The sequence below is a fragment of the Virgibacillus oceani genome, from assembly GCF_014638995.1.
GTDB lineage: Bacteria > Bacillota > Bacilli > Bacillales > Amphibacillaceae > Virgibacillus_E > Virgibacillus_E oceani.
Genome location: NZ_BMFR01000017.1, coordinates 13,610 through 38,439, shown reverse-complemented (window position 1 = coordinate 38,439; position 24,830 = coordinate 13,610). Strand labels below are relative to the sequence as shown.

The 24,830-nt window shown below is 39.6% G+C and carries 25 protein-coding genes and 2 other annotated features (1 of these 27 cut by a window edge); all 25 genes read right to left on the bottom strand.

Features of this window, described 5'->3' with window-relative positions:
- Positions 1 to 14 precede the first annotated feature (14 nt).
- The 25 genes from rplW to cysE all read right to left on the bottom strand — a co-directional run bounded on the left by rplW (position 15) and on the right by cysE (position 24,645).
- Positions 15 to 302 (bottom strand): 50S ribosomal protein L23, encoded by a 288-nt coding sequence (gene rplW / locus IEV74_RS16005; RefSeq protein WP_188456382.1) that lies wholly within the window; start codon positions 300 to 302, stop codon positions 15 to 17.
- On the bottom strand, positions 302 to 925 hold the full coding sequence (rplD, locus tag IEV74_RS16000; RefSeq protein WP_188456381.1) for a 50S ribosomal protein L4: 624 nt from the start codon (positions 923 to 925) through the stop codon (positions 302 to 304). Before rplD ends, rplW begins: the two co-directional genes overlap by 1 nt.
- A 26-nt stretch (positions 926 to 951) precedes the next feature.
- A complete protein-coding gene (gene rplC, locus IEV74_RS15995; protein WP_188456380.1) occupies positions 952 to 1,581 on the bottom strand; it encodes a 50S ribosomal protein L3 in 630 nt (209 codons plus the stop codon).
- Positions 1,582 to 1,612: 31 nt separating this feature from the next.
- Positions 1,613 to 1,921 (bottom strand): 30S ribosomal protein S10, encoded by a 309-nt coding sequence (rpsJ, locus tag IEV74_RS15990; protein WP_188456379.1) that lies wholly within the window; start codon positions 1,919 to 1,921, stop codon positions 1,613 to 1,615.
- Between the two features lie 637 nt (positions 1,922 to 2,558).
- Positions 2,559 to 3,749, bottom strand: a complete 1,191-nt coding sequence (tuf, locus tag IEV74_RS15985; RefSeq protein WP_188456378.1) for an elongation factor Tu — start codon at positions 3,747 to 3,749, stop codon at positions 2,559 to 2,561.
- 120 nt (positions 3,750 to 3,869) lie between these two features.
- A complete protein-coding gene (fusA, locus tag IEV74_RS15980; RefSeq protein ID WP_188456377.1) occupies positions 3,870 to 5,948 on the bottom strand; it encodes an elongation factor G in 2,079 nt (692 codons plus the stop codon).
- 42 nt (positions 5,949 to 5,990) lie between these two features.
- The gene (rpsG, locus tag IEV74_RS15975; protein WP_188456376.1) at positions 5,991 to 6,461 is read right to left on the bottom strand and encodes a 30S ribosomal protein S7; all 471 of its coding nucleotides are present in this window, start codon (positions 6,459 to 6,461) and stop codon (positions 5,991 to 5,993) included.
- A gap of 46 nt (positions 6,462 to 6,507) precedes the next feature.
- On the bottom strand, positions 6,508 to 6,921 hold the full coding sequence (gene rpsL / locus IEV74_RS15970; RefSeq protein WP_099156801.1) for a 30S ribosomal protein S12: 414 nt from the start codon (positions 6,919 to 6,921) through the stop codon (positions 6,508 to 6,510).
- A gap of 138 nt (positions 6,922 to 7,059) precedes the next feature.
- A complete protein-coding gene (locus IEV74_RS15965) occupies positions 7,060 to 7,314 on the bottom strand; it encodes a 50S ribosomal protein L7ae-like protein (RefSeq protein ID WP_188456375.1) in 255 nt (84 codons plus the stop codon).
- A 168-nt stretch (positions 7,315 to 7,482) separates the two neighbouring features.
- Entirely contained in the window at positions 7,483 to 11,085 is a 3,603-nt protein-coding gene (gene rpoC, locus IEV74_RS15960) for a DNA-directed RNA polymerase subunit beta' (RefSeq protein WP_188456374.1), read from the bottom strand.
- Positions 11,086 to 11,206: 121 nt separating this feature from the next.
- Entirely contained in the window at positions 11,207 to 14,743 is a 3,537-nt protein-coding gene (rpoB, locus tag IEV74_RS15955; RefSeq protein ID WP_188456373.1) for a DNA-directed RNA polymerase subunit beta, read from the bottom strand.
- Positions 14,744 to 15,231: 488 nt separating this feature from the next.
- On the bottom strand, positions 15,232 to 15,834 hold the full coding sequence (locus tag IEV74_RS15950; RefSeq protein ID WP_188456372.1) for a class I SAM-dependent methyltransferase: 603 nt from the start codon (positions 15,832 to 15,834) through the stop codon (positions 15,232 to 15,234).
- Positions 15,835 to 15,931: 97 nt separating this feature from the next.
- The gene (rplL, locus tag IEV74_RS15945; RefSeq protein WP_188456371.1) at positions 15,932 to 16,297 is read right to left on the bottom strand and encodes a 50S ribosomal protein L7/L12; all 366 of its coding nucleotides are present in this window, start codon (positions 16,295 to 16,297) and stop codon (positions 15,932 to 15,934) included.
- 56 nt (positions 16,298 to 16,353) lie between these two features.
- The gene (gene rplJ, locus IEV74_RS15940; protein WP_188456370.1) at positions 16,354 to 16,854 is read right to left on the bottom strand and encodes a 50S ribosomal protein L10; all 501 of its coding nucleotides are present in this window, start codon (positions 16,852 to 16,854) and stop codon (positions 16,354 to 16,356) included.
- Between the two features lie 135 nt (positions 16,855 to 16,989).
- Positions 16,990 to 17,136 (bottom strand) — a sequence feature (ribosomal protein L10 leader region).
- Positions 17,137 to 17,184: 48 nt separating this feature from the next.
- Positions 17,185 to 17,877 carry a 50S ribosomal protein L1 gene (gene rplA / locus IEV74_RS15935; protein ID WP_188456369.1) on the bottom strand — a complete coding sequence of 231 codons (693 nt, stop codon included), beginning with the start codon at positions 17,875 to 17,877 and terminating at the stop codon, positions 17,185 to 17,187.
- A gap of 248 nt (positions 17,878 to 18,125) precedes the next feature.
- Positions 18,126 to 18,551, bottom strand: coding sequence for a 50S ribosomal protein L11 (gene rplK, locus IEV74_RS15930; protein ID WP_188456368.1), 426 nt, complete (start codon positions 18,549 to 18,551; stop codon positions 18,126 to 18,128).
- 299 nt (positions 18,552 to 18,850) lie between these two features.
- Positions 18,851 to 19,384, bottom strand: a complete 534-nt coding sequence (gene nusG, locus IEV74_RS15925) for a transcription termination/antitermination protein NusG (RefSeq protein ID WP_188456367.1) — start codon at positions 19,382 to 19,384, stop codon at positions 18,851 to 18,853.
- A gap of 236 nt (positions 19,385 to 19,620) precedes the next feature.
- The gene (secE, locus tag IEV74_RS15920) at positions 19,621 to 19,797 is read right to left on the bottom strand and encodes a preprotein translocase subunit SecE (RefSeq protein WP_188456366.1); all 177 of its coding nucleotides are present in this window, start codon (positions 19,795 to 19,797) and stop codon (positions 19,621 to 19,623) included.
- 32 nt (positions 19,798 to 19,829) lie between these two features.
- On the bottom strand, positions 19,830 to 19,979 hold the full coding sequence (gene rpmG / locus IEV74_RS15915; RefSeq protein WP_188456365.1) for a 50S ribosomal protein L33: 150 nt from the start codon (positions 19,977 to 19,979) through the stop codon (positions 19,830 to 19,832).
- 169 nt (positions 19,980 to 20,148) lie between these two features.
- The gene (gene sigH, locus IEV74_RS15910) at positions 20,149 to 20,799 is read right to left on the bottom strand and encodes an RNA polymerase sporulation sigma factor SigH (protein WP_188456364.1); all 651 of its coding nucleotides are present in this window, start codon (positions 20,797 to 20,799) and stop codon (positions 20,149 to 20,151) included.
- A 137-nt stretch (positions 20,800 to 20,936) separates the two neighbouring features.
- Complete coding sequence (locus IEV74_RS15905; RefSeq protein ID WP_188456363.1) at positions 20,937 to 21,446, bottom strand: NYN domain-containing protein; 510 nt, start codon at positions 21,444 to 21,446, stop codon at positions 20,937 to 20,939.
- Between the two features lie 3 nt (positions 21,447 to 21,449).
- Positions 21,450 to 22,193, bottom strand: coding sequence for a 23S rRNA (guanosine(2251)-2'-O)-methyltransferase RlmB (rlmB, locus tag IEV74_RS15900; RefSeq protein WP_188456362.1), 744 nt, complete (start codon positions 22,191 to 22,193; stop codon positions 21,450 to 21,452).
- On the bottom strand, positions 22,194 to 22,592 hold the full coding sequence (locus tag IEV74_RS15895; protein ID WP_188456361.1) for a Mini-ribonuclease 3: 399 nt from the start codon (positions 22,590 to 22,592) through the stop codon (positions 22,194 to 22,196).
- Positions 22,593 to 22,594: 2 nt separating this feature from the next.
- Positions 22,595 to 23,995, bottom strand: coding sequence for a cysteine--tRNA ligase (cysS, locus tag IEV74_RS15890; RefSeq protein WP_188456360.1), 1,401 nt, complete (start codon positions 23,993 to 23,995; stop codon positions 22,595 to 22,597).
- Positions 23,986 to 24,645, bottom strand: coding sequence for a serine O-acetyltransferase (cysE, locus tag IEV74_RS15885; RefSeq protein ID WP_188456359.1), 660 nt, complete (start codon positions 24,643 to 24,645; stop codon positions 23,986 to 23,988). The genes cysS and cysE overlap by 10 nt, the downstream gene beginning before the upstream one ends.
- Before the next feature lie 179 nt (positions 24,646 to 24,824).
- Positions 24,825 to 24,830: a binding site (T-box leader), on the bottom strand; it runs 208 nt beyond the window's last position.

The following is a 24,830-nucleotide window of genomic DNA, read 5'->3' as shown; positions in this document are numbered from 1 at the left end:
ACTTGAGTTTGTTCTTAGCCTTCAAAAAAGTCTAGTTCTTTACTATCCTCTGAAAGCTGTACGATAGCTTTTTTGCGATCTGAACGATATCCACCATAACGTCCCATTCGCTTGAATTTACCCTTTAGGTTCATTGTGTTTACTTTTAATACTTTAACACCAAAAACTAACTCAACAGCATCTTTAATCTCTGTTTTATTTGCTTTTGGGTTTACTTCAAACGTATATTTTTTCTCTGCCATTAAGTCAGCAGAATGTTCTGTGATGACAGGGCGCTTAATAATATCACGTGGATCTTTCATTATGCAAGCACCTCCCCTGCTTTTTCAGCTGCTTCCTTCGTTAGGATCAGCTTGTCATGCGTAAGCAAGTCTAATACATTTACTTCTTCTACAGTAAGTACTTTTACTGCTTGAAGGTTGTTTGCTGAACGGATTACAGTTTCGTCCTTTTCAGCTGTAACAATTAATACTTTAGTATCTACATTAAGAGCATCTAGCATTTTAACTACTTCTTTTGTTTTAGGAGCATCAATTGCAATGCTTTCTAGAACTACTAGATTATCTTCTTTCACTTTAGAAGCTAATGCAGATTTTAACGCTAAACGACGTACTTTTTTTGGTAGTTTGTAGCTATAGCTGCGTGGAGTCGGTCCAAATACTGTTCCGCCACCTACCCATTGTGGAGAACGGATTGAACCCTGGCGAGCACGACCTGTACCTTTTTGACGCCATGGTTTACGACCACCACCACGAACTTCAGAGCGATTTTTCACATCATGTGTCCCTTGACGCAATGAAGCGCGTTGCATTACTACAGCTTCGTGTAATACATGTGTGTTCGGTTCAATACCAAATACGGAATCGTTTAATTCAACATCTCCGACCTGTGAACCGCTTTGATTATAAAGTGCTACTTTAGTCATGACATATCCTCCCTTCGTGTATGTGATTAGTTAGACTTTATGGCACTCGTGATTTTCACGTATGATTTTTTCGCACCAGGTACGTTACCTTTGATTAAAAGAAGATTACGTTCTGTATCGACGTTAACCACTTCTAGGTTTTGAATGGTAATTTGTTTTCCGCCCATTTGACCTGGAAGCTTTCTTCCTTTGAATACACGCATTGGGTCTACTGCACCTAATGAACCTGGTGATCTATGATAATGAGAACCGTGAGACATTGGTCCACGCTGGAAATTGTGGCGTTTAATAGCCCCCTGGAATCCTTTACCTTTAGATGTACCAGTTACATCGATTTTGTCCCCTGCTTGAAAAACATCAACGCTAATTGCTTGACCTACTTCATATTCATCAAGATTTGCGTTACGGATTTCACGAACGTAGCGCTTAGGGGTTGTGTTTGCTTTTTCAGCATGACCTTTTTTCGCTTTGTTTGTACGTGATTCCTTCTCATCTGCAAAACCGATCTGAATTGCTTCATAGCCATCATTTTCTAATGTTCTTTTTTGCAATACGACGTTGTCTTCAGCTTGAATTACTGTTACAGGAACTAATTCCCCAGTTTCTGAAAAAAGCTGCGTCATGCCGATTTTACGACCTAAGATTCCTTTCGTCATCCGTTACACCTCCTATTGTAATCCATAATTATTATAGTTTAATTTCAATATCCACACCAGATGGTAAGTCAAGACGCATTAACGAATCAACTGTTTGTGGTGTTGGATCAACGATATCGATTAACCGTTTATGTGTACGCATCTCAAATTGTTCACGTGAGTCTTTGTACTTGTGCACCGCACGCAATACTGTATAAACTGACTTTTCAGTAGGTAATGGAATTGGTCCGGAAACATTTGCACCAGAACGCTTCGCAGTATCTACTATTTTTTCAGCGGATTGATCTAAAATGCGGTGATCATACGCTTTTAAACGGATTCTAATCTTCTCTTTTGCCATCATTTACCCTCCTTTTCGCCCATTTTATAAATAGACATTCTCCATGAAAATTTCTTGAACACCTCGCCATGGCAAAGGGGCCGGGTGTATCAACAACCTTTCACTTCATCGCCTTTTACGACCAACGTTCTTATTATATAGAAAAAACATGGTCAATGCAACCTTTTTCGGCATTAATTGCTCTCGTTGCACATCTATGTATTATACTTACTTTTCCTAGTGAATGCAAGAGGTACAAGGATTTTTTTGTTGGGAAAGTTTAACTCGGAATTTCGTTTTAAATTTATCGCTTTATAACCTCTTATATTCAGTGAATTGCGACGAAAATAATTTTCACTTTCTATAATTATATCCAATACTATACCACTGTCCGGGAATCGCTTTTTCGGATACAGTCATCATAAGAAAAGCCAAATTAACTATTAAAATTACATTCATAATGCCAATGAATTACCTTACTTTACTAAATGGGTACTCATACTATTGATGAGTGACCTTTCCTTGCTAAATTTTGGATGGGCGCTCATTACCTTGATGAGTAACCATCACAGAATACATCAATAGAATAATGGAGTTGTTAAATCACAACACAAAAAACAGGCAGCGTCGTCACGCTGCCTGTTTTAATAAAACCTTATTATTTATCAATTGTTGTTACAACACCAGACCCAACAGTACGTCCGCCTTCACGGATTGAGAAACGAGTACCATCTTCAATAGCGATTGGTGAAATCAATTCAATGTTCATTTCAACGTTATCGCCAGGCATTACCATTTCTACTCCTTCAGGAAGTGAAATTACGCCAGTTACGTCAGTTGTACGGAAGTAGAACTGCGGACGATAGTTAGCGAAGAATGGAGTATGACGTCCACCTTCTTCTTTTGACAATACATAAACTTCAGCTTTGAAGTTTGTGTGTGGAGTAATTGAACCAGGTTTTGCTAGTACTTGACCACGGTTGATGTCTTCACGAGCAACCCCACGAAGAAGTGCACCAATGTTATCGCCAGCTTCAGCATAGTCAAGAAGCTTACGGAACATTTCAACACCAGTTACAGTAGTTTTAGAAGCAGCTTCGTTAAGACCGATAATTTCTACTTCGTCACCAACTTTAACTTCTCCACGTTCAACACGACCAGTAGCAACAGTACCGCGACCAGTGATTGAGAATACATCCTCAACTGGCATCATGAAAGGTTTTTCTTTGTCGCGTTCTGGAGTTGGAACATATTCATCAACAGCATCCATTAATTCGAAAATTTTAGCTTCGTAATCTGCATCGCCTTCAAGTGCTTTAAGTGCAGAACCTTTGATTACTGGTACATCATCACCAGGGAAGTCGTATTCTGTTAATAGATCGCGAACTTCCATTTCTACTAATTCTAATAATTCTTCATCGTCTACCATATCACATTTGTTAAGGAATACTACGATTGAAGGTACCCCAACGTTACGTGATAATAGAATATGCTCACGAGTTTGTGGCATTGGACCATCTGCAGCAGATACTACTAGGATAGCACCATCCATTTGCGCAGCACCAGTGATCATGTTTTTAACATAGTCAGCGTGACCTGGGCAGTCAACGTGTGCATAGTGACGAGAATCTGTTTCATATTCTACGTGAGATGTTGCGATTGTAATACCGCGTTCTTTTTCTTCTGGAGCACCGTCAATTTGATCATATGCCATTGCAGTACCTTTACCAGATTTTTTGTGCAAAGTAGTAGTGATTGCAGCAGTTAAAGTAGTTTTACCATGGTCAACGTGTCCAATTGTACCAATGTTTACGTGACTTTTTGAGCGATCGAACTTTTCTTTAGCCATTTATATTTCCTCCTTTAATTAAATGAACATTTTTTAAGTATATTTTAGCCAAGAAATAACAGGTTATGTTATTTCCTAGCCTACAATAAAAGTTATACTTTAGAATAAACAAAAAATCAATTATTCACCAGCATTTTTTTTGATAATTTCTTCAGAGATGCTCTTAGGCACTTCTTCATAATGATCAAAATGCATTGTGAATTGCCCGCGACCTTGTGTGTTAGAACGTAATGCTGTTGCATAACCGAACATTTCTGAAAGCGGAACGAATGCTTTAATAACCTGTGCAGGTCCGCGCGCTTCCATACCTTCCACACGTCCGCGACGGGAAGTTACATCTCCCATGATATCTCCCATGTATTCTTCAGGAATTACAATTTCAACTCTTTCAATTGGTTCAAGAAGAACTGGCTGACATTTATTTTTCGCAGCTTTTAATGCCATAGATCCTGCAATTTTAAATGCCATCTCATTCGAGTCAACATCATGGTAGCTACCATCATAAAGTGTAGCTTTAATGTCAATTAATGGGTACCCAGCTAATACACCATTTTCTGTTGCTTCTTTAATACCATGTTCAACAGATGGAATGTATTCACGTGGCACAACACCACCAACAATTTTGTTTTCAAATTCAAAGCCAGCACCTTCTTCGTTTGGTTCAAATTTAACCCAAACGTGTCCGTACTGCCCGCGTCCACCAGACTGACGTACGAATTTACCTTCGACTTCAGCTGAGCCACGGAATGTTTCACGGTACGCAACTTGAGGCGCACCAACATTTGCTTCTACTTTAAATTCACGTTTTAAACGATCAACGATGATATCAAGGTGAAGCTCACCCATACCGGAAATAATAGTTTGACCGGTTTCTGGGTTTGTTTCTGTTTTGAATGTAGGATCTTCTTCAGCTAATTTGCCTAATGCAATCGCCATTTTATCTTGGTCGGCTTTTGTTTTAGGTTCAATAGCAACACCAATAACCGGTTCAGGGAATTCCATAGACTCTAAGACAACAAGATCTTTTTCATCACATAGTGTATCCCCTGTAGAAGTATCTTTCAAACCAACAGCTGCAGCGATTTCTCCGGAATATACAGTTGAAATCTCTTCACGTGAGTTAGCATGCATTTGCAGGATACGTCCTACACGCTCACGCTTATCTTTTACAGAGTTTTTAACGTATGAACCAGAATCTAAAGTTCCAGAGTATACGCGGAAGAATGTTAATTTACCAACGTATGGGTCTGTCATTACTTTAAATGCTAGAGCTGAGAATGGTGCTTTATCATCTGATGGGCGTGTAACTTCTTCTTCTGTACCAGGTACGATACCTTCAATTGGAGGTACATCTGTTGGTGCAGGAAGATAGTCAATTACACCATCAAGCATTAATTGAACACCTTTATTTTTGAAAGCTGATCCAACAAATACTGGATAAAACTCAACATTTAGTGTTGCGGTACGGATTGCTTTTTTAAGTTCGTCGTTGGAAATTTCTTCCCCTTCTAAAAACTTCATCATAAGCTCTTCGTCCAGTTCAGAAACAGCTTCTACTAAATTAGCGCGTAATTCTTCTGCTTTGTCTTTGTACTCGGCAGGAATTTCGCGTGCATCAGCGCGTGTTCCTAAATCATCTTCGTAAAAATATGCTTGCATTGTGATTAGGTCAATTATACCCTCAAAGTCATCTTCAGCACCAATTGGCAGCTGAACTGGGTGCGCATTTGCACCTAAACGATCATTCAAGGTTTTTGTAGAATACAAGAAATCCGCACCGATCTTATCCATTTTGTTAATGAATACGATACGGGGAACCCCATATGTCGTTGCCTGACGCCATACAGTTTCTGTTTGCGGTTCTACACCTGATTGTGCATCAAGAACTGTTACCGCACCATCAAGTACACGCAATGAACGTTCAACCTCAACCGTGAAGTCTACGTGTCCAGGTGTATCAATGATGTTGATACGATGACCTTTCCATTGAGCAGTTGTTGCAGCGGAAGTAATTGTAATTCCGCGCTCTTGTTCCTGCTCCATCCAGTCCATTTGTGAAGCACCTTCATGCGTTTCACCAATTTTATGAATACGTCCTGTATAGAAAAGAATACGCTCTGTCGTTGTAGTTTTACCTGCATCAATGTGAGCCATAATACCAATATTGCGCGTCTTTTCCAAGGAGAACTCTCTCGCCATGTATTCTTCTCCTTCCTGTAAAAAGCTTTAGTTGGTTTTATATTACCAGCGATAATGCGCAAATGCTTTGTTTGCTTCTGCCATTTTGTGCATTTCTTCGCGTTTTTTAACAGCTGCCCCTGTATTGTTAGAAGCATCTAGAATTTCATTCGCTAAACGTTCTTCCATTGTCTTTTCCCCGCGTAAACGTGAATAGTTAACAATGTAGCGCAAGCCTAATGCTTGACGGCGTTCAGGGCGAACCTCCACCGGTACTTGGTAGTTTGAACCACCAACACGGCGTGCGCGAACTTCTAATACTGGCATTACGTTCTTCATTGCTTGCTCAAAAACTTCCATAGCATTTTGTCCGCTGCGTTCAGCAACAAGATTGAATGCATTATAAAGTATTTTTTGTGCTTTACCTCTTTTACCGTCAATCATAATTTGGTTGATTAAACGTGTCACTAATTTTGATTTATAAAGTGGATCTGGTAAGACATCGCGTTTAGGTACTGGTCCTTTACGTGGCATATGTCCCCCTCCTTTCCTAAGTCTGTGCTGCTATAAATTCAATAAATTATTTCTTAGGTCGTTTTGTACCGTATTTAGAACGTCCTTGTGCACGCCCTTCAACACCCGCTGTATCTAATGCACCGCGTACAATGTGGTAACGTACCCCTGGCAAGTCTTTTACACGACCACCACGAATGAGCACTACGCTATGTTCTTGTAAGTTGTGTCCAATCCCAGGAATGTATGCAGTTACCTCAATGTTGTTAGATAAACGAACACGTGCATATTTACGAAGTGCAGAGTTCGGTTTCTTTGGTGTTAGCGTACCAACACGTGTACATACACCACGTTTTTGTGGAGAAGATTGATCTGTTAAAGACTTTTTAAAGCTGTTGTAGCCTTTGTTAAGTGCTGGTGAGTCAGACTTTCTTGTTTTGCTGACACGACCTTTACGCACTAGCTGATTAATTGTAGGCATTTTTGTTTTCCTCCTTTCTGGCTGGTAATGTAAAAAAACAGCTGCGACCACCTATTTATTGTATATTTGTAATACCACATATCCAGGTGGTTCATCTTTTTGCAAAAAACAAAGCTTTCGCGATTATATCGCCAAAACTCATGTACGTTTAATTGCTACAGTAGACGCTCCGACATCAATACCACATGCAACGCCTAGTTTCTTCATCGAATCTACACGCCCGCAAGGAATATCTAGCTGTTCCGCTAAATTTACTACCTTTTGTGTCATTAGCTGGTCTGCATCATCTGCAATAAACACTTCACTTATCTCGCCATTTTTCATAGCTTTAAGTGTTTGCTTCGTTCCAATTAATAATCGTGATTTAACCTGAGTTACTTTTTCATAAGACATTGCCATATCCTCCAAAGCAACAAGCATAATCGGAAGCACCTTGAATATAGTATCAAAATCACATTTTATTGTCAACTTATTTTTGGTGCATTCCGATTAATTCATCACTTGTTTTTTAAATAGTTATATAAAGTTAATCCAGAGAGCCTTTACAGAACTCTCCAAACTTTATTGAACTGTCTCTGTTTCCTGTACTTCCTCTTGTGGTTCGTCTAATGCTGTTTCAATTTTACGATATCGCTGCATTCCCGTACCAGCTGGAACAAGCTTACCGATAATCACATTTTCTTTCAGTCCTAACAGCTCATCACGTTTACCTTTAATTGCAGCATCTGTTAATACACGAGTTGTTTCCTGGAAGGATGCTGCAGATAAGAATGAATCTGTTTCAAGCGATGCTTTTGTAATACCAAGCAGAACAGGTTTACCGATTGCAGGCTGTTCCCCATTGTGCAAGACAGTATGGTTAGCATCTTTAAACTGATGGATCTCAAGTAATGAACCTGGAAGTACATTTGTATCTCCAGAATCCATAACACGAATTTTACGAAGCATTTGGCGCACCATTACCTCAACGTGCTTATCGCCGATTTCTACCCCTTGCATGCGGTATACGCGTTGCACTTCTCTGAGAATGTATTGTTGTACACCGTCAACCCCTTGAACACGCAAGAGATCTTTTGGATCAACTGAACCTTCCGTGAGCTCTTGACCAGCTATTACCGAATCACCAATTGATACCTTGAGGCGAGCATTATACGGAACTGCATAAGAGCGTTGTTCCACTTCACCCTGAACAACAATTTCTTGTTTGTCCTTAACCTCTTTAATCTCATGAATTGTTCCAAGAATTTCAGAGATAACCGCTTGACCTTTAGGATTACGCGCTTCAAACAATTCCTGGATACGCGGTAGACCCTGTGTAATATCGTCCCCGGCAACACCGCCTGTATGGAATGTCCGCATAGTTAACTGTGTTCCTGGCTCACCGATAGATTGTGCAGCAATTATACCAACCGCTTCTCCAACTTCTACTTCATCACCTGTTGCTAAATTACGTCCGTAACATTTTTTACATACGCCATGTTTCGTATTACATGTGAAGACGGAGCGTATAGTTACTTCATCAATTCCAGCATCAACAATTTGTTTTGCCTGATCCTCAGAAATCACTGTGTCACTTTCCACAACAACCTCATTTGTTTCAGGGTGGTAAATTGTTTCAAACAATGTCCGGCCAACTAAACGGTCAAATAGAGGCTCAATCATTTCAGTACCATCCATTAATGATGAAACCGTCAAGCCGCGATCTGTGCCACAATCTGTTTCACGAACAATAACATCCTGTGCTACATCTACCAGACGGCGTGTCAAGTAACCAGAATCCGCAGTTTTCAGCGCTGTATCAGCCAATCCTTTACGAGCACCATGCGTCGAGATAAAGTATTCCAATACGGTCAGCCCTTCACGGAAGCTTGATTTAATAGGCAATTCAATAATACGTCCAGCAGGGTTGGCCATTAGACCACGCATTCCAGCTAGCTGTGTAAAGTTTGATGCGTTACCCCTTGCACCAGAATCACTCATCATAAATATAGGGTTACGATCATCAAGCGAGTTCATTAATTTATCTTGAATTGTATCTTTTGCTTGTGACCAAACAGCAATAACTCTATCATAACGTTCTTCTTCCGTAATCAAACCACGACGGAATTGTTTTAATACTTTATCAACTTTATTCTGTGCTTCATCAAGTATTGTTTTCTTTTCGGCTAATACAACGATATCAGATACCCCAACCGTCATACCTGCTTTTGTTGAATAACTGAAGCCGAGATCTTTCATTCGGTCAAGCATTTTTGATGTTTCACTAATTTTAAATCGTTTAAATACCTCAGCAATGATATCACCAAGGAAACCTTTCTTAAACGGCTTAATGATTTCACGCGATTTAATCTCGTCTTTAACGTTTATTCCCTTTTCTACAAAATAGTTTTCTGGAGTACGAACCTCTAGATTACTTTTTGTTGGTTCATTAATATAAGGGAACGATTCCGGCAAGATTTCATTAAAAATCAATTTACCTACTGTTGTAATCAGTAATTGATTACGCTGTTCCTCGGTAAAGGTTTTATTATTAACACTTGAAGCTTGAACAGCTATACGTGTATGCAAATGTACATACCCATTTTGGTAAGAAAGCAATGCTTCATTTATATCTTTAAAAATACTTCCTTCTCCTATTGCATCCTCACGTTCGAGTGTCAAGTAATAGTTACCTAATACCATATCCTGAGATGGAGTAACAACTGGTTTACCATCTTTAGGATTTAAAATATTCTGTGCAGCAAGCATGAGAATACGTGCCTCCGCCTGCGCCTCTGCTGATAACGGAACGTGTACCGCCATTTGGTCACCGTCGAAGTCAGCATTATAGGCTGTACATACCAGTGGATGCAGACGAATTGCACGACCCTCAACCAGTGTTGGTTCAAATGCTTGAATTCCAAGACGGTGCAATGTTGGTGCACGGTTAAGTAATACAGGGTGTTCCCTGATTACTTCCTCCAATACATCCCATACTTCTGGATGCACGCGTTCAATTTTGCGCTTAGCTGATTTTATATTGTGAGCTAATCCTCTTTCAACTAACTCTTTCATAATAAATGGTTTAAATAACTCTAAAGCCATCTCTTTAGGTAATCCGCATTGGTACATTTTCAAATGCGGGCCAACGACGATAACGGAACGACCGGAATAGTCAACACGTTTTCCTAATAAGTTTTGACGGAAACGACCTTGTTTACCTTTTAGCATATGGGATAACGATTTTAACGGTCTATTACCCGGGCCTGTAACAGGACGTCCGCGACGGCCGTTATCAATTAATGCATCAACCGCTTCTTGAAGCATTCTTTTTTCATTTTGTACAATAATACTTGGTGCACCAAGATCTAACAGACGTTTTAAACGGTTATTGCGATTAATAACACGGCGATATAAATCGTTTAAATCGGATGTAGCAAATCGTCCACCATCAAGCTGTACCATTGGTCTGATTTCAGGCGGTATTACTGGTAATACATCTAAAACCATCCAGGAAGGTTCGTTGCCTGAATGACGAAACGCTTCTAATACTTCCAAACGTTTAATTGCCCGTGTTCTGCGTTGACCCTGTGCAGTTTTTAACTCTTCTTTTAATGCATCAACCTCTTTATCAAGGTCAATATCCTGAAGCAGCTTGCGGATTGCTTCTGCACCCATTTGGGCTTTGAAGGTTTTACCGTATTTATCGTAGTATGCTCGGTATTCTTTCTCGGATAATAATTGTTTTTTCTCAAGAGGAGTGCTGCCCGGATCAGTTACAATGTAAGCAGCAAAATAAATAACCTCTTCTAGGGCACGTGGTGACATGTCTAAAACAAGTCCCATTCTGCTCGGTATACCCTTAAAGTACCAAATATGCGACACTGGTGCTGCTAATTCGATATGGCCCATACGTTCACGGCGGACCTTAGCTTTCGTAACCTCAACACCGCAGCGGTCACAGACAACACCTTTATAACGTACACGCTTATACTTACCGCAGTGACATTCCCAGTCCTTTTGCGGCCCGAAAATACGCTCACAAAATAGACCATCCTTCTCAGGCTTTAATGTACGGTAGTTAATCGTTTCCGGTTTTTTGACCTCGCCGTAAGACCAAGAGCGAATTTTTTCAGGTGAAGCTAAACCAATTTTCATATACTCAAAGTTATTTACATCTAGCAAGGGGTCTACCTCCCTTTTAGTGTCCGATTTTACCATGATCATAAGTCACAGAATTTTTATATAAAAGTTGGAGAAGTTGACCATTCCATATATGAAAGGTCAACACTCCGTTTCATTGCTTCTAATTTTCTTCAACTTCCAAATTCAGCTTGCTCGCCGCTTGGGTTTCTTCCTCTTCAATTTCACGCATATCAATTTCTTGATCGTCACCAGAAAGCATTTTAACATCCAAGCCAAGACTTTGAAGTTCTTTAATTAATACCTTGAACGATTCTGGCACACCAGGTTCTGGAACATTATCACCTTTCACGATTGCCTCATATGTTTTCACACGGCCAACAACATCATCAGATTTAACTGTTAATATTTCTTGAAGTGTGTATGCAGCACCGTATGCTTCAAGTGCCCAAACCTCCATCTCACCAAATCGCTGTCCGCCAAATTGTGCTTTACCGCCAAGTGGCTGCTGTGTGACTAATGAGTATGGTCCAGTTGAACGGGCATGCAATTTATCATCAACCATGTGTGCAAGTTTGATCATATACATAACCCCGACAGAAACACGATTATCAAAAGGGTCGCCTGTTCTTCCATCATATAGTACGGTTTTAGCATCTCTAGGCATTCCGGCTTCTTGTAATGTATCCCATACATCCTGCTCTGTAGCACCATCAAATACAGGTGTTGCTACATGAATTCCTAGTGCTCTAGCAGCCATACCGAGATGCAATTCGAACACCTGTCCGATATTCATTCGTGATGGAACACCTAATGGGTTAAGCATGATGTCAACCGGAGTTCCATCTGGTAAGAACGGCATGTCTTCTTCAGGCAATATCTTAGAAATAACACCTTTATTACCGTGGCGGCCAGCCATTTTATCTCCTTCATGGATCTTCCGTTTTTGAACAATATAAGCACGGACCAATTGATTAACGCCCGGCGGCAATTCATCACCGTCTTCACGATTGAAAATCTTAACATCCAGCACGATTCCGCCGGCCCCATGTGGTACACGTAATGATGTATCGCGTACTTCACGAGCTTTTTCACCGAAAATAGCATGAAGTAATCGTTCCTCAGCAGATAATTCCGTAACCCCTTTTGGTGTTACCTTGCCCACTAAAATATCACCATCGGAAACCTCAGCACCGACGCGAATAATTCCCTGTTCGTTAAGATTTTTCAAAGCTTCTTCCCCGACATTTGGAATATCTCTTGTGATTTCTTCAGGTCCAAGCTTCGTATCGCGCGCTTCTGATTCATATTCTTCAATATGAATAGATGTATATACATCATCTTTTACCAGGCGCTCACTCATAATGATCGCATCTTCATAGTTATAGCCTTCCCATGTCATAAAGCCAACTAATACGTTACGGCCAAGAGCAAGTTCCCCGTCTTCCATCGAAGGGCCATCAGCTAATATCTCGCCCTTTGTAACACGATCTCCCTTACTTACAATCGGACGTTGGTTATAGCAGGTCCCCTGGTTGGAGCGAATGTATTTCCGAAGTTTGTAGCGATCCACATCACCTTTAACTTCTTTTCCATCCACTTCTTCAATACGGCGAACATGTATTTCTTTCGCTTCAACACGTTCAACAATACCGGCATTACGGCAAATTATCCCTGCACCGGAATCTTTACCGTTTACATATTCCATTCCTGTACCAACAATCGGTGCTTCCGGCTGCATCAAAGGTACTGATTGACGCTGCATGTTTGCACCCATTAACGCACGGTTTGAGTCATCGTTTTCCAGGAACGGAATACAAGCTGTTGCAGCCGACACAACCTGCTTAGGTGATACGTCCATATAGTCGATTCGGTCTTTTGGAACAGCTGTGTTTTCCCCGCGGAAACGAGCAATAACTTCATCATCCACAAAAGTACCGTCTTCATCTAAATGGGCATTTGCCTGTGCCACAACATAATTATCTTCCTCATCCGCTGTCAGGTAATCAATATGGGCAGTTACTTTACCAGTATCCGGATCAACCCGGCGATATGGCGTTTCAATAAACCCAAATGTATTTACCTTTGCGTAACTTGACAGCGAGTTAATCAAACCAATGTTCGGACCCTCTGGAGTCTCAATCGGACACATGCGGCCGTAGTGGGAATAGTGAACATCTCGAACTTCAAAGCCTGCACGTTCTCTAGTTAAACCACCAGGTCCAAGCGCTGACAGCCGGCGTTTATTTGTTAATTCCGCCAATGGATTTGTTTGATCCATAAATTGAGATAGCTGCGAGCTGCCAAAAAATTCTTTGATTGACGCAATTACAGGTCGAATATTAATCAATTGCTGCGGTGTTACACTTGAAGTATCCTGAATAGACATTCTTTCACGTACCACACGCTCCATACGGGAAAGACCAATACGGAATTGGTTTTGCAGCAACTCACCAACTGAACGTATGCGACGATTTCCTAAGTGATCAATATCGTCTGTATCTCCGACTCTGTGTAATAGGTTAAAGAAATAGCTGATTGCAGATAAAATATCAGCTGGCATTATATTTTTAACACTTTTATCAATACCGGCATTACCGATAACGTTTAATTCTCTTTCACCGCTAGGGTCTGTTGGGTCGACAATTTTAACTGATTGCAAACGAATCGGGTCCTCCAATACACCATCATGCGGCTCCATCATTCGTTCGCCAAGCTTATCCTCTTCTTTATCAAGGTGAGGAATTATTTTATTAAGTAATTTACGTTCCAGTTTGTCGCCTTTTTGAGCCAAAACTTCACCAGTTTCCTGATCAACAATTGTTTCAGCTAAAACCTGATTGAACAAGCGGTTTTTAATGTGAAGCTTTTTATTCATTTTGTAACGGCCAACACGCGCTAAATCATAACGCTTCGGATCAAAGAAACGTGAAACTAATAAACTTTTTGCATTATCAACTGTTGGCGGTTCTCCTGGACGCAACCGTTCATAGATTTCTAATAATGCTTTTTCAGTTGTTTCGGTGTTATCCTTTTCCAGGGTATTTTTCAAGTATTCATTTTCACCAACCAGGTCAATGATTTCCTGATCTGTACCAAATCCAAGCGCACGTAATAACACGGTAATTGGCAATTTACGTGTTCTATCAATCCGGACATAAGCAACATCTTTTGCATCTGTTTCAAATTCCAGCCATGCCCCACGGTTTGGAATTACAGTTGCAGCGATGCCTCGCTTCCCGTTTTTATCAATCTTTTCATTATAATAGACACTTGGTGAACGAACGAGCTGTGATACAATTACACGCTCTGCACCATTGATAACAAATGTGCCTGTGTCAGTCATTAATGGGAAATCTCCCATAAATACTTCTTGCTCTTTTACTTCTCCAGTTTCGTTATTGATCAAACGAACCTTCACACGAAGCGGAGCATTGTAGGTTACATCTCGTTCTTTTGATTCATCTACAGGATATTTAGGTTCACCTAAACTATAATCAACAAACTCTAATGATAGGTTTCCTGTAAAATCTTCAATTGGCGAAATGTCCTGAAACATCTCTCGCAATCCTTCTTCTAAAAACCATTGGTAAGAAGCGGTTTGGATTTCGATAAGATTTGGTAATTCCAATACCTCACTGATACGCGCATAGCTCCTGCGCTGGCGGTGCCGCCCATACTGAACTAGTTGACCTGTCAACAGCTTCACCCCTCAAATCAAGCATTTTTCATAAAATTAGAGATTCCAGAAAAATGACTATTATATTCTAAAAAACATACCGAGAATATCGCTTAATATTTCAGCCTGTTTTTTGATTTTTAAGTAAGATCTTGCTTAAAACACCAGCTTCAACGTTAAACACGCTGAAAAACTTGCAGCAAAACAATAATAATTACAAGCAAGTTTTAATGAAAGTTAATATTATTCTAGCAGTTATGCTAAATATAATATTATACTTCTTACATCGGTTTAAAAACATTTCCTTATAACACTATTATCGAAAAACAAAAAAGGTTTTTTCAGTAAAAACCTTATACGTGTATAAAAATGGTAAATGTGTAAAAGTCCAGATTCTAACAGTGTCTCCGAATACCGATGAATTATACGTTTATATTTAATGAAAATTCCTCTTGACAAAGAAGGTCCATGTTAGCATTTTATTATAATATCATAAGAGTATTAGTAGGTCAAACATTTATCGTACGTAAAATATAATATCCCTTATCGCGAACAACTACTTCTACATTTCCAAACAAATCGTACAATTTTTCTTTTGCAGACGGCGCACCCTGTTTTTTTTGAATGACAACCCACAATTCACCTTGAACACCTAATGCCTGTTTACTTTCCTCAAACATTGCGTGTACAACCTTTTTTCCAGCCCGTATTGGAGGGTTTGTTAAAATAGCTGCAAAAGTATGACTTTCTATGTTTGAAAATCGATCACTATTAACAAACGATACATTTTTTACATGATTTAATTTAGCATTTTGTTCTGCTAGTTTTAAAGCACGCTCATTCACATCTGCTAAAATAACATTTCGATTACGATAACAGTTTGCTAATGTGATTCCAATCGGACCGTACCCGCAGCCAAGATCCAATAAATCTCCGTCCACAGCTGGTTCATTGAATGACTCAATCAGCAATCGTGATCCAAAGTCTACTTCGTTTTTAGAAAAAACACCATAATCACTAGTGAATGTGTATGAATTTCCTTTTAATTGATAATTCCATGTCTTGGGTGAACTTTTAGATTGGGGTTTTTGTGAAAAGTAATGCTCAGTCATTTGGGCACCTACTTTAATTATTGTGTATTATTTTCTTAGAGAAGATGAACTAATATATTGAGAGCCCGCCGTACATTACGACGAGCTCTTTTTTTAATTACTTAACTTCTACAGTTGCTCCAGCTTCTTCAAGCTTACCTTTAACTTCTTCAGCTTCGTCTTTAGATACGCCTTCTTTAATTGCTTTAGGAGCGTTATCTACTAAGTCTTTAGCATCTTTAAGTCCTAGGCCAGTGATTTCGCGTACAGCTTTAACAACTTTAATTTTTGATGCTCCAGCACTTTCAAGCACTACATCAAATTCAGTTTTTTCTTCAGCAGCTTCTCCGCCTGCTGCTCCGCCTGCTACCGCAACTGGTGCTGCAGCTGTTACTCCAAATTCTTCTTCAATTGCTTTTACAAGATCATTTAAATCTAAAACTGACATTTCTTTTATAGCGTCAATAATTTGCTCTTTAGTCATGATTTAGTTCCTCCTAATAAATTAATTAAATTTTTATAAATCGACAGGCATTAACCTTATGCCCCTTGTTCTTCCTTCTGCTCTGCAATAGCTTTAGCAGCATAAGCAAAGTTACGTACTGGCGCTTGAAGCACGCTAAGCAGCATAGAAACCATACCTTCGTAATTTGGAAGATCTGCAAGTTCCTTAATTTGGTCAAGAGTTGCGATTTTCCCTTCAATTACGCCACCTTTGATTTCCAATGCTTCGTGATCTTTTGCGAACTTGTTCAAAATTTTAGCCGGAGCTACCACATCTTCATTACTGAATGCGATTGCTGTTGGACCAACTAAAGTTTCATTTAATTCGCCTAACTCCACTGAATCCGCAGCGCGACGTGCCATAGAGTTTTTGTATACTTTGAATTCAACACCAGCTTCACGCAGCTGTTTGCGTAATTCAGTAACCTCCGCCACATCAAGACCGCGATAATCAACTAATAATGTAGATTGGCTCGCTTGAAATTTATCAGCAATTTCTTGAACTAGTTGTTTTTTGCTCTCGATAATTTTGGACATTATTCCACCTCCTGTTAACATTCTCATCATACCGGACATAGAAAAGCTTGGCTTGGCCTCATCTTTCCAGAGGTCAGAAGCAAGAAGGCCGATTGGCAGAAAGCGGCAATTAGCCAATTTCATACAAACAATGCCTTCAAGATAAGTAAAGCCCCCATGCAGACATGGAGGCTTTTATAACAAATGAATCACATTAACATGATCGTATTGTTCTCAAACACCTCGGCAGGAAATTAAGCGATAAAACGCACCTGCTGTCTACGGTACAACGTATTCAGATATTCAACGAGACTCAGTATATCTAATCTCGATTAAAAAGTCAATAGTGAATTAACGGTAAGCAGAAACATCAACTTTGATGCCAGGTCCCATTGTAGAAGTTACCGATACATTTTTCATGTATATGCCTTTTGCTGCTTGCGGTTTAACTTTTACAATAGTTTCTGTAATAGCTTCAAAGTTTTCGATTAGTTTTTGATCATCGAAAGAGATTTTTCCAATCGGAACATGGATGTTAGATTGTTTATCCACACGATACTCTACCTTACCAGCTTTGATTTCTTTAACTGCCTTTTCTACGTCAAAGGTTACAGTTCCTGTTTTAGGGTTAGGCATTAATCCTTTAGGTCCTAAAACACGGCCAAGCTTACCAACTTCAGCCATCATGTCTGGAGTAGCAACAATTACATCAAACTCGAACCAGCCTTGATTAATTTTGTTGATCATGTCTTGATCTCCAACATAATCTGCTCCAGCCGCTTCAGCTTCTTTCGCTTTGTCACCTTTTGCAAACACTAATACGCGTTGTGTTTTACCAGTACCATGCGGTAAAACCATTGCTCCACGAATTTGCTGATCTGCTTTTTTAGGATCTACACCTAAACGAAATGCAACCTCAACTGTTTCATCGAAATTTGCTCTAGAAGCTTCTTTTAATAATGCAACAGCTTCTTTTGTTTCATACGATTTTGAACGATCAACAAGCTTTAATGCTTCTTGATGCTTTTTACCTTTTTTAGCCATTTTGTTTCCTCCTCATTTGTGGTTATAGCGGTAATACCTCCCACTTACAAAGGCCGAATCGACCCTTATAAAGCCTGCGCTTAGGATTACTATAAGGAAAACTTCCTTATCATTTATCCCGTTCACGAAAAAGGTTGCGAGAGATGGAATCCCACTTTCGCAACCCGTACCTTATTTTTAAAGCTCAAGCAAGCTCCACAGGCTAGCGACCCTCTGACGCTGACCAAGCCCGTTCCGCTTTCTGAGTATTATTCCTCAATCGTAATACCCATGCTGCGTGCAGTTCCTTCAACCATGCGCATCGCTGCTTCTACATCAGCGGCGTTAAGGTCAGGCATTTTTGTTTCCGCAATTTCTTTTACTTTATCGCGTTTAACAGTTGCGACTTTATTACGGTTTGGCTCACCTGAACCAGATTCTATACCAGCTGCTTTTTTCAATAATACTGCAGCAGGTGGAGTTTTTGTAATAAATGTAAATGAACGGTCTTCAAATACCGAGATTTCAACCGGGATAATCATACCAGCTTGATCTTGCGTACGAGCATTAAATTCTTTACAAAATCCCATGATGTTAACACCCGCTTGACCTAATGCCGGTCCTACTGGCGGTGCTGGATTCGCTTTACCAGCCGGGATTTGCAATTTTACAATTTTAATTACTTTTTTAGCCACGAGACACACCTCCTTAAAGTCCGTGATGTGGTAATAGGGGTTTGTCCCCTCCCACTCATTATTAGCCATTCACCTCTAGTTTCTGAGGTCATAATTAACAAAAGAATTTTAGCACGAAAAACTAAATTATGCAAGGTTTATTCTAGATTTCGTTTTTTTGAGTTTATTGGATAGTACCAATCGCCACGCTTGTCTAACCTCTCGGGCATGGTGGATTGTGATGTAAGCACGCCAAAATCATGCGCTCTTTAATCCCTTGTCTATGACCTGCGTCGCTGACCAAGCCCGCTGCACTTTTCTTATAACTTCTCTATTTGTGAGAAGTCTAATTCTACCGGGGTTTCTCTTCCGAACATGTTGACGTGTACTTTGATCTTTTGTTTATCGGCATCAATTTGTTCGATTGTACCGGTGAAATTCGAGAATGGTCCATCAGTAACGCGGACATTTTCTTTAATTTCAAAATCAACCTGGGTGACCTTTTCTGTCATGCCCATACGTTTTAATACGGTATCTACTTCATCAGGCAATAACGGTGTCGGTTTTGATCCATGACCACTCGATCCAACAAACCCCGTAACCCCAGGTGTATTCCTTACAACGTACCAGGAATCATCAGTCATAATCATTTCAGCAAGAACATAACCAGGGAAGAACTTTTTCTTCAGCACTTTCTTTTTCCCATTTTTGATTTCTGTTTCTTCATCCTCAGGAACAATTACACGAAAAATCTTATCTTCCATGCCCATTGTTTCGACGCGTTTTTCCAGATTCGTTTTTACTTTGTTTTCATACCCTGAATAGGTATGAACAACATACCAGTTTTTCTCCATTTGAACAGGACAAATCGAACTTGCCCTTCCCTCCCTTTATATAAATTAACAGTCATTTTAATTCCCTTTACCACCTGAACAGCCAGCATTTAACCATGATGTTGTTTTTACCTTTTCCAGAACGAAATGGAGGGCTCTTAACTGTATAAAAAAATACAATATTAAAAAACCCGTTAATTCGGGTTTTTTTGAAAGAAAAAAATGTTTATTTTCATTATAGCATAATTATAACACTATTATTCAAAGAGATATAATATTTGTGTAATTCCAAGATCGATTAACGTAAAAAACACAGCGATAAATACAACTGTTGTGATGACAGTAATCGTATAACTGGTTAATTCACGGCCCTTTGGCCAACTCACTTTTTTCATTTCTCTTGAAACGTTTTTGAAAAATTTAAAAAGACCCATCCTTGTACCCCCAAACTCTACCCGAAGAGTGCTTATTTCGTCTCACGGTGCAACGTATGTTTCCCACATGTCTTGCAATATTTTCTTGCTTCTAATCGTATAGGTTGTGTGGATACATTTTTGTTTGTTGTATAATTCCTGCTCGAACATATTGCACACGCTAATGTTATCTTTTTGTTCATCATTTCACCCCACCATAGGGTATTTAGCTATAAACATCGATAAAATAAATATAAATATATAAGTTCAATATCTTCAGCCTGATTTCCCACTATAAAACAATTATCGACATCAGTCCTCATTTTAATGTAGCACGCCTGTGTACATGTGTCAACGGCATTTTGCACCAGATTAAAGGCTTAATTCACTTTCTTCTATCAATTGTTCGAGCTTCCGTTTAACCCGCTGTAAGGCATTGTCTATTGATTTAACATGCCTTTTTAATTCAACCGAAATCTCTTGATATGTCCTTCCATCTAAATATAACAGCAGCACCTCTTTTTCTAACTCGCTTAACAATTCGGATAATTTATATTCCATATCGTCAAATTTCTCTCTATTTACGAGTAATTCCTGAGGATCAATCGCTTTTGAACCGGCAATAACATCCAGCAATGTTCGATCTGATTCCTCATCGTATATTGGCTTGTCCAAGGAAACGTATGAATTTAGCGGAATGTGTTTTTGCCTTGTAGCTGTCTTAATAGCGGTAATGATTTGCCGGGTAATGCAAAGCTCAGCGAAAGCTTTAAACGATGATAGCTTGTCCCCATTAAAATCGCGTATTGCCTTATAGAGACCAATCATTCCTTCCTGCACAATGTCTTCCTTATCTGCACCGATAAGAAAATAAGTCCGCGCTTTTGCCCGAACGAAATTTCGATATTTATTAATCAAAAAATCAAGTGCATGACTGTTTCCCTGCTGGATCAAATTAATGATTGCATCATCATCAAGCAATTCGATGCTTTTATTATCTGTCTCTATCTGCTTGACACTCACCAAATATGACCCCCCGACCTAATACAGTCAATATATAGAGATAGTATACAGTAACCGTTTCCATACAGTCAATAGCTTCCTGACGCGGAATACAGGACAATATGAGGAGATAACGCACAAAATAGGCTTTTATACGCCTATTTGTCACCTCTCCTCCATTTTTCGAAAGTTTCTAAAATATTTTTTTCTAACGGTATTCTTGCCTGTGGTTTAACCTTCTTGTAACGATCAATACTTTCTTCAATTTCTCCTTCTATATTTCTTAATTCAATATACAGCTCTCTTGCCGATTTTCGTAATGCACCGCTCCCAAAAACAGTTCGTTGTTCCGCGTAATCAGACGTTGCGACATATACCTGTGTATCAACATTCTTAATATCTTTCACAAGCTTCTCTATACACTCATCTGCTGTTTCCTTTTCCTTTGTATAAATAATTTCCACATTATACTCTTCCAATTTACTCGATATACCTTTTACATAGTAAGCATCAAACACCACAATAGTACGATTTCCGGATAACGCTTGATACTCTGCCATTAGTTCAATTAACCGATCTCTCGCTTGACTCATATCTTTGTCTTTTAGTTTCTGCAGCTCTTCCCATGCACCAATTATATTGTAGCCATCCACCACCAAAACAACCATACGCTATTCACCCAGTGGATACCTTTTGCGAAATACTTCGTACAGCAGTAAACTGCAAGCAACAGATGCATTTAAGGATGAGACTTTACCTTTCATAGGAAGATTCACAGTCCAATCACATTTGTCTTTAACTAATCGGCTCATTCCTTTTCCTTCATTGCCAATAACAAGTGCAATAGGGATTGTCCCATCCAATGACCGGTAATCTTCATTTGCGGTCGCCTCAGTTCCCACTACCCAAATGTTCTTGCCTTTTAATTCATCAATCGTATTAGCAATATTGGTAACACGAGCAACAGGAACATGTTCTAATGCCCCGGCGGCAGTTTTTGCTACAACCTGCGTTAAACCAACGGAACGGCGTTTAGGAATTATAACACCATGTGCACCTGTTGCATCGGCAGTACGCAAAATTGATCCTAAATTATGCGGGTCCCAAAGCTCGTCCAAAATGATAAAAAAAGGTTCCTCTCCCCGCTTATCAGCCCTAGCATACAAATCATCCAAGTCTGCATATTGATATGATGCCACATATGCAATAACTCCTTGATGGTTTCCATCGCTTAAATGATCGAGTTTATTACGTGGCACCTTTTGCACAATCGTGCCAGCACTTTTTGCCAATTTCCGGATCTTTCCTTGTGAATTGACATTTAATTGTTCGGACAGCAACACTTTATTAACCGAACGTCCAGATTTCAATGCTTCTATAACCGGGTTTTTGCCAATAATCATTTCCTGGTCCATTTACCTATTCCTCCCCTCCACAAATTCTATCGCACTTATGAGCAGTTGCTCTAAACGTTCATTATTTTTTAGTAAATAATGATAGCCAAGCAACGCTTCAAACGCTGTACTGTATCGGTAAGTTTGAACATCCGTATTTTTCGGAATAGAACCGGATTTAGCATTTCTTCCACGAGCAGCAACACGTTCTTCTTCTTCCGTTAAAAACGAAGTGTCTAACCAATGTAAAATCACCATCGCCTGGGATTTTGCCGACACAAACCGAACCGCGTTCCGATGTAATTGATTCGGTTTAACCTGACCAGTTCCAATAAGATGCTCCCTAACGTGTATTTCGTAAACAGCATCCCCTATGTAAGCCAGGGCAAGGCTCTTAAGTTGCTTTACTTCCAGTCTCATGTCTACCCCCTTTTCCATCGTGTACCTTGGGGAGTATCTTCTAAAATAATACTTTTTCTCTTCAATTCATCACGTATTTCATCTGCCCTGCTAAAATCGCGATTCCTTCTTGCCTCAATTCGTTCTTGAATCAAGGCCTCAATATCGTCATCTAGTAACTCCTCATGTTTCTTCAAGTTAATTCCCAGTACTCCAAGGAATGCTTCTATTGCTTCCTGGAAAGCTTCTATAACCTTAGAAGATGTTTGTTTCGACTGCAAATAAACATTGGCTTCTTTTGTTACATCAAACAACACAGAAATTGCATTGGCTGTATTAAAGTCGTCATCCATTTCTGATTCGAACAACTTCTTAAATTCTGCTATTTTTTCCAGCCATTGGTCAGTCTCATTATCTAAATTCATGCTTGACGCTTTACGATGTTCCAAATTAAAATAAGCTGTTTTCATTCGTTCCAGGCTATTCTTTGCCCCTTCCAGCAGTTCTTCGGAAAAATTAATCGGATTACGGTAATGCACACTCAGCATAAAAAAGCGAAGAACCTGTGGATCATGCTGGTCAATTAAATCCCTTGTTAAAACAAAATTCCCAAGTGACTTGGACATCTTTTCATTATCGATATTAATATACCCATTATGCATCCAATACCTCGCAAATGTTTTCCCTGTCATTGCTTCTGATTGAGCAATTTCGTTTTCATGGTGCGGAAACGTTAGGTCCTGTCCACCTGCATGAATATCAATTGTATCACCAAGGTATTTTTTAACCATTGCCGAACATTCGATATGCCACCCCGGACGTCCTTTGCCCCACGGGGTTTCCCAAGCAATTTCACCGGGTTTAGCACTTTTCCAAAGGGCAAAATCGAGAGGATCTGACTTTTTCTCACCGATCTGTATTCGTGCTCCCGATCGTAATTCATCGATGGATTGGTGTGATAATTTACCATACCCGTCAAAGGCACGCGGTTTAAAATATACATCTCCATCAACTGCATAGGCATAATCCTTTTCAATTAGCTTAGCAATAAAGTCAATAATGTCATCCATTGTGTCCGTCACGCGTGGATTATGTGTTGCTTTTTTAACACCTAACGCCCCAACATCTTCTAAATAGGCATCAATAAACCGATTAGAAACTTCAGGAATTTCTTCTCCTAAATCCTGTGCTGCCTTAATAATTTTGTCATCAACATCCGTAAAATTCAGTACATAGTCAACATGATATCCCTTATATTCCAAATACCTTCGTACTGTATCAAAAACAATTGCGGGTCTAGCATTTCCTATGTGAATATAGTTGTAAACGGTAGGTCCGCAAACATACATACTTACCTTGCCCTCTTCAAGCGGCTGAAACAACTCTTTTTCACGTGTTAATGTATTATAAAGTTTTATTGACATTTTTGCTTCCCTTCTTTCAACTTTGCTATTTCTTCTCGTAATGCATTAATTTCGGCTTGTAAATAATCACATTTATCAGCAACAGGATCTGGTATTTTATGATGATCTAAATCCCGACGCACCTTTTCACCATTTTGCACAACTACCCTGCCAGGTATTCCAACCACCGTTGAATGGTCTGGTACATCATGCAGCACAACAGATCCGCCGCCAACTTTTGAACTTTCGCCAATTGTTATCGAGCCAAGTACCTTTGCACCTGTTGATATGAGGGCATTATCCTTAACAGTTGGATGCCTTTTCCCTTTTTCCTTACCTGTTCCGCCAAGGGTAACTCCCTGAAACACAGTAACATTATCTCCTATCTCACACGTCTCCCCAATTACGACCCCCATTCCATGATCAATAAAAAACCTCCTGCCTATTTTAGCCCCTGGATGTATTTCAATCCCTGTAAAGAATCTGCTGACTTGCGAAATTACGCGGGCAATAAAAAATAGATTTCGTTTATAAAAGGCATGCGCAATACGGTGCGACCATATTGCATGCAGGCCAGAGTATGTTAAAAATACTTCAAAATAAGTGCGTGCTGCCGGATCCTGTTCAAATACAACGTCCATGTCTTCCTTCATCCGTTTAAAAAGCCCCATGAGAACAAGCCTCCTTTGCTTAGTAATTGGTCTTTGCGGTTATAATCCCCTTATCCGCTACTTATTAATTTATAAATTAAGACTGTTTTCTAAAACTGCAATATATCACTCCACTATTCCGGGTGAACTAAAGAACCATGAAATTACGGAAATAAAAAAGCGTCCCTGTGTAATAACTACACAGA

Coding starts and splice junctions, on each gene's coding strand:
- rplW (WP_188456382.1), bottom strand. CDS start 302: ATGAAAGATCCACGTGATATTATTAAGCGCCCTGTCATCACAGAACAT.
- rplD (WP_188456381.1), bottom strand. CDS start 925: ATGACTAAAGTAGCACTTTATAATCAAAGCGGTTCACAGGTCGGAGAT.
- rplC (WP_188456380.1), bottom strand. CDS start 1,581: ATGACGAAAGGAATCTTAGGTCGTAAAATCGGCATGACGCAGCTTTTT.
- rpsJ (WP_188456379.1), bottom strand. CDS start 1,921: ATGGCAAAAGAGAAGATTAGAATCCGTTTAAAAGCGTATGATCACCGC.
- tuf (WP_188456378.1), bottom strand. CDS start 3,749: ATGGCTAAAGAAAAGTTCGATCGCTCAAAAAGTCACGTAAACATTGGT.
- fusA (WP_188456377.1), bottom strand. CDS start 5,948: ATGGCGAGAGAGTTCTCCTTGGAAAAGACGCGCAATATTGGTATTATG.
- rpsG (WP_188456376.1), bottom strand. CDS start 6,461: ATGCCACGTAAAGGACCAGTACCTAAACGCGATGTCTTACCAGATCCA.
- rpsL (WP_099156801.1), bottom strand. CDS start 6,921: ATGCCTACAATTAATCAGCTAGTGCGTAAAGGTCGTGTCAGCAAAACA.
- IEV74_RS15965 (WP_188456375.1), bottom strand. CDS start 7,314: ATGTCTTATGAAAAAGTAACTCAGGTTAAATCACGATTATTAATTGGA.
- IEV74_RS15950 (WP_188456372.1), bottom strand. CDS start 15,834: ATGACTGAGCATTACTTTTCACAAAAACCCCAATCTAAAAGTTCACCC.
- rplL (WP_188456371.1), bottom strand. CDS start 16,297: ATGACTAAAGAGCAAATTATTGACGCTATAAAAGAAATGTCAGTTTTA.
- rplJ (WP_188456370.1), bottom strand. CDS start 16,854: ATGTCCAAAATTATCGAGAGCAAAAAACAACTAGTTCAAGAAATTGCT.
- rplA (WP_188456369.1), bottom strand. CDS start 17,877: ATGGCTAAAAAAGGTAAAAAGCATCAAGAAGCATTAAAGCTTGTTGAT.
- nusG (WP_188456367.1), bottom strand. CDS start 19,384: ATGGAGAAAAACTGGTATGTTGTTCATACCTATTCAGGGTATGAAAAC.
- secE (WP_188456366.1), bottom strand. CDS start 19,797: ATGGGTCTTTTTAAATTTTTCAAAAACGTTTCAAGAGAAATGAAAAAA.
- rpmG (WP_188456365.1), bottom strand. CDS start 19,979: ATGAACAAAAAGATAACATTAGCGTGTGCAATATGTTCGAGCAGGAAT.
- IEV74_RS15905 (WP_188456363.1), bottom strand. CDS start 21,446: ATGGTTGTTTTGGTGGTGGATGGCTACAATATAATTGGTGCATGGGAA.
- rlmB (WP_188456362.1), bottom strand. CDS start 22,193: ATGGACCAGGAAATGATTATTGGCAAAAACCCGGTTATAGAAGCATTG.
- IEV74_RS15895 (WP_188456361.1), bottom strand. CDS start 22,592: ATGAGACTGGAAGTAAAGCAACTTAAGAGCCTTGCCCTGGCTTACATA.
- cysS (WP_188456360.1), bottom strand. CDS start 23,995: ATGTCAATAAAACTTTATAATACATTAACACGTGAAAAAGAGTTGTTT.
- cysE (WP_188456359.1), bottom strand. CDS start 24,645: ATGGGGCTTTTTAAACGGATGAAGGAAGACATGGACGTTGTATTTGAA.